We start from the raw sequence: 4,103 nt of genomic DNA, 5'->3' as shown, positions 1-4,103 counted from the left end.
GCCTTTTTATATATTAACTGCAACTGTTCTTCATCAGTTACAGACATGAGAAATCTTAGCTCATCCTCTGTTAGCCATTCATCGCCAACGAGGTCTTTTGCGAGAATGTCTTGCACTTGCAAACAATCACTTCCTTTCATAACGAACCGTCATCGATTCGCTTGGTATGGTAATGGATTCAATATCTGTAACACAGATAAATCCATTAATTTCACGGGGCAAATCCCGTACATGCTTCACTTGCTCTGTCAAACATGCATGAGCCATCATGCCACGACTCATTTTAGAGGACGTACTCATCTGTTTAAATGTGTCGCCTCGCAATTCCCAAAACTCAACGGTTACCACCTTAGGATGGTTCACCATTTTTGCATATTCTTTAGACGCTAGATTTAGGATCCAATCTTCCTTGTGAAAGTATGCATCCACCGTTTCGCGCCACGTATCGTATAAATTAATGCCCACCTTATCCACCATATCAAGTCGATAGTCTCTAACGCCCATCGTAGGCTCTACAATACCGTACAAGGCAGACATCACAACAAGATGGCTTTCACCAAAGACCTTAGCCGCTTCAGGCAAGTTCGACCAATCCAAATATTTGAAAGCAATGCCATCGTAGCTTTCACAAGCTAACCCAACAGGATGGGCCTCAAAATCTTGATAGAAATCAAAGAGGGCCTGCGCCTTGTCATCCTTGAGTTTCAAAGCCTTACCAAGAGCAGCTACATCCAGAGATTGCACATGCTTTACTATCTCTTGTGTGATATGCGGTTGAAATTGGCCGTCGCGAACTGCATGATTGACCGCCTCATCGTGGCTAGCAACATTAATAATTGTTTTGGTCTTACTAGGAGAGAGGACGATTTTCATGAGATAATTCCGCCTTGATAGTTTCCTCTGTCAAATTGTCGATCAACTCAGGATTCCACAACATAAGAGGCACAGCCACTACGTGACTTGCTTTCATTTCTTTACATAAATTAATGCATTCTTTGAGGTAATCAGAATCTTCATCTACAAGGTCACATACGATAACAACGTGGCGGCCTTTAAGATTAACACCTTCATAGTCGATACTTCCAGCAGATACGGTAAGCATACCTGTTTCCAAACGACCTTCGCTCATGTCGTTCAAGCGAGACATCAACACATGCTCAAGCATAGTGGATACAGGTGTCACTACGCGGCCAATGCCGATAAGAGCTTCAGGTTGTGCATGAACGATAACAGTTTTCTTGCGTTTATCTGTTCTAAAATCAACGAGAGCTTTTTCTAAAGCACCAAAGAACACGAATAATTGCCAGGGATCAAAAGAACCTGTTTGGAACATGTCGATAATAGAGCCATCCTCATCCATATTTAGGCGCGTTAATAATTCCTCTGCAATATCGTTTACTACAACACTGAAATCAGATTGCATTGCATCTTGTACTTTTACTTCGTCTGCCATTAGGTCCTCCTAATTTCTATCTATTACACTGGTGAGGGAATTCTCCCTACAGATTTATGCTATCTTTAATTGTAACATATTTTATAGCCCCCATGGGTATTCTTGGATACGCTTTTTACATAATCAATATACATGACCGAATATGAAAAAAAGACCGCCACCGCGGTCTTTTTCTCTATCATTATTAGCTTTACACTATGAGCTAACGATTCGATTATTTTCTCAGCCTTACTACTAGTCTACTAGCTTCATGCAAATATAAGATTGTGTATTATACACCTACTATAAGCTTATATGTTATGCACCTACATAGAGTAGGTAGATATTCATAACAGTTACCACAATACCAATGCCCCATAATAGTACATTTGTATATGTATGGTTCGCATATTGCCCCATCACCTTGCGGCTACTTGTCATATAGAGCTGCAAGAAAATCGTAATAGGCAGTTGCAAGCTCAAGAACATTTGAGAGATCAACAATGCTTGGAATGAATCGGTAACAAATACAATCAATAGCAATGCTGGAATATAGGTTAATGCCAAGCCTAATCGCGTATGGAAGTCTTTCATATCGTAAGACTCACCAAACATGCCGGCAAAGATACTAGCCCCTGCCATGCCTGCCGTAGCAGATGATGCAAAGCCTGCAAAGAGCAATGCAATAGCAAAGATTGTGCCTGCTGCAGGTCCAATGAGAGGACGCAACAGTTCCTCAGCCTGTTCAAGCTCCGTTACTTCAATGCCATGAGCAAAGAACACTGCCGCCGCCAATAAAATCATGGCGGAGTTAATCATCCATCCAATCCCCATAGATAATAAGGTATCTAGGAATTCATAACGCAATTGACGCTTCATTACAGAAGGATCTTGCGTGTTGAACTGGCGACTTTGGATGATTTCTGAGTGCAAGAACAAATTGTGAGGCATAATAACAGCCCCTAAGATACTCAAAATAACGAGCATCGATCCATTAGGAACCTTAGGGTCTACCCAACCAATACCAGCTGCCGCCCAATCTACATTGACCATGTTGACCTCTACGAGGTACGCCAACGCAATAAGGGATACGAATCCTGCAATGATACGCTCTAGCTTCCGATAAGAGTTTGTTATGAGCATAATGGTACAGATAACAGCCGTCAAAACACTGCCTATCAAAAGAGGAATGCCAAATAGCATTTTCAATGCGATGGCTGCGCCGATAAACTCAGCTAGTGCAGTCGCTGCCGCTGCAATGCCCGCCGTACTCAATACGAACCTGGACACGTAACGCGGCAAGAATTCATAAGCACATTCGGATAAACATTGTCCTCGTACAATGCCTAAGTGGGCCACGTTATGTTGCAATAAAATAAGCATAATCGTAGATAGCGTAACTACCCACAACAGTTCATAGCCATAACTAGCACCAGCAGCTAGATTGGCCGCCCAGTTGCCAGGGTCGATGAACCCAACTGTGACAATGATGCCAGGCCCTATATATTTAAAGACCTCGCTCACCTGTTGCTTACCGTTTTGGTGGACGGTAAACAGCTGTTTCTTTAAAAAATCAATCATTATAACTCCTTAAATAGGGTTATAGAGTGAAAGTCATCTCCGTTTGCATACGAGCATCGGTTTTAGATTTTGTATCCTTACCACCTGTATAACGGATGCGCACATTATTATTTACTTTAACGCGAGAGTCATCAATTTTGAATTTCTTCATCTTTTCTTTGATTTGTTCATCAGTTAACGCGCGCTCTTCTGGTTTTGCCACTTCGTCATTAGCTGCATCTAAAGCCTCTTGTTGAGATTTAGATACTTGGTATGTCTTACCAGATTTCTTAGCCTTTTCAGCACGTTTTTCATCTAATTTTTGACGACGCTCTCGGGTAACCTTCTTATCGCGAGCAATACGATAATCCATTACATCACGCATATTTTCTTGGTAAATACGCAATGCATATTGGCGATCGTTATCGTTCATTTGCTCCCGTTTTGTTACGACTTCGTCGATAAGAGGCATGAGCTCATCCTTTGTATAGCTTGTATTGCCATCAAAGACAAAACCATGTGTATCTGTAATAGCACCGTGCTTAACTAGTGTTTGTAATGCTGTATACGTCCAATCATTTGGCGTAATCACACCTGTACTCACGTGATGTTGTGCTTTGCTAGAACTACTAACAGTCTCTACATCGGCACTCACACCATCTACCATAGGACGTGCGCTTGGAATAGCAATGCTTTCAGCATGCGCGAAACCAACAGAGGCAACGAGACATAATGCACCGATGCCAACAGCGCGACGAAGTAAATGTATGTGACGTGTATATTTTGTATTCATAAGAATCTCCTTAAAATTACATTTGATACAATCTATTATATGAAACCCCTTATCATACGTCAACTCTATAACCTTACACACCTGTATAAATCAATATTTACAAGACCTCAGGCTCACTTGAGCCCTTACACCTTTAGGTCCATCCCCAGTAAATACCACAATAAACAAAAAGACCTCACATCGCGTGATGTGAGGTCTCAGCATGGCGGAGGATTAGGGATTCGAACCCTAGCGACGGTAACCCGCCCTAACGATTTAGCAAACCGTCCTCTTCAGCCTCTTGAGTAATCCTCCATGCTTTACTGGGTAATCATATCA

The 4,103-nt window shown here is 41.9% G+C and carries 4 protein-coding genes, 1 tRNA gene and 1 pseudogene; all 6 read right to left on the bottom strand.

The genetic code is table 11. The features are described from left to right. Positions 1-122, bottom strand: a pseudogene (locus QZ055_RS08395) ([FeFe] hydrogenase H-cluster radical SAM maturase HydE); the annotation flags it as partial. Positions 123-126: 4 nt separating this feature from the next. Beyond that, a complete protein-coding gene (locus QZ055_RS08390; protein WP_295826119.1) occupies positions 127-873 on the bottom strand; it encodes a YaaA family protein in 747 nt (248 codons plus the stop codon). Next, positions 851-1,453 carry a hypothetical protein gene (locus QZ055_RS08385; RefSeq protein WP_295783640.1) on the bottom strand — a complete coding sequence of 201 codons (603 nt, stop codon included), beginning with the start codon at positions 1,451-1,453 and terminating at the stop codon, positions 851-853. Before QZ055_RS08385 ends, QZ055_RS08390 begins: the two co-directional genes overlap by 23 nt. Positions 1,454-1,750: 297 nt before the next feature. Continuing rightward, entirely contained in the window at positions 1,751-3,013 is a 1,263-nt protein-coding gene (locus tag QZ055_RS08380; protein ID WP_295826115.1) for an Nramp family divalent metal transporter, read from the bottom strand. Between the two features lie 19 nt (positions 3,014-3,032). Further along, positions 3,033-3,785, bottom strand: a complete 753-nt coding sequence (locus QZ055_RS08375) for a hypothetical protein (RefSeq protein WP_295826113.1) — start codon at positions 3,783-3,785, stop codon at positions 3,033-3,035. A 203-nt stretch (positions 3,786-3,988) separates the two neighbouring features. Continuing rightward, positions 3,989-4,079: transfer RNA gene (locus tag QZ055_RS08370), tRNA-Ser, on the bottom strand. Positions 4,080-4,103: the final 24 nt, after the last annotated feature.

The sequence above is a fragment of the uncultured Veillonella sp. genome (genome assembly GCF_905209685.1).
In the GTDB taxonomy this organism is placed as follows: Bacteria; Bacillota; Negativicutes; order Veillonellales; family Veillonellaceae; genus Veillonella.
Note: the sequence above shows the minus strand (reverse complement) of the source record. Positions and strands in the feature narration are given on the sequence as shown.

Bases quoted from the DNA above. Each gene is read 5' to 3' on its own strand.
- QZ055_RS08390 (WP_295826119.1), bottom strand. From the start codon at position 873: ATGAAAATCGTCCTCTCTCCTAGTAAGACCAAAACAATTATTAATGTT.
- QZ055_RS08385 (WP_295783640.1), bottom strand. From the start codon at position 1,453: ATGGCAGACGAAGTAAAAGTACAAGATGCAATGCAATCTGATTTCAGT.
- QZ055_RS08380 (WP_295826115.1), bottom strand. From the start codon at position 3,013: ATGATTGATTTTTTAAAGAAACAGCTGTTTACCGTCCACCAAAACGGT.
- QZ055_RS08375 (WP_295826113.1), bottom strand. From the start codon at position 3,785: ATGAATACAAAATATACACGTCACATACATTTACTTCGTCGCGCTGTT.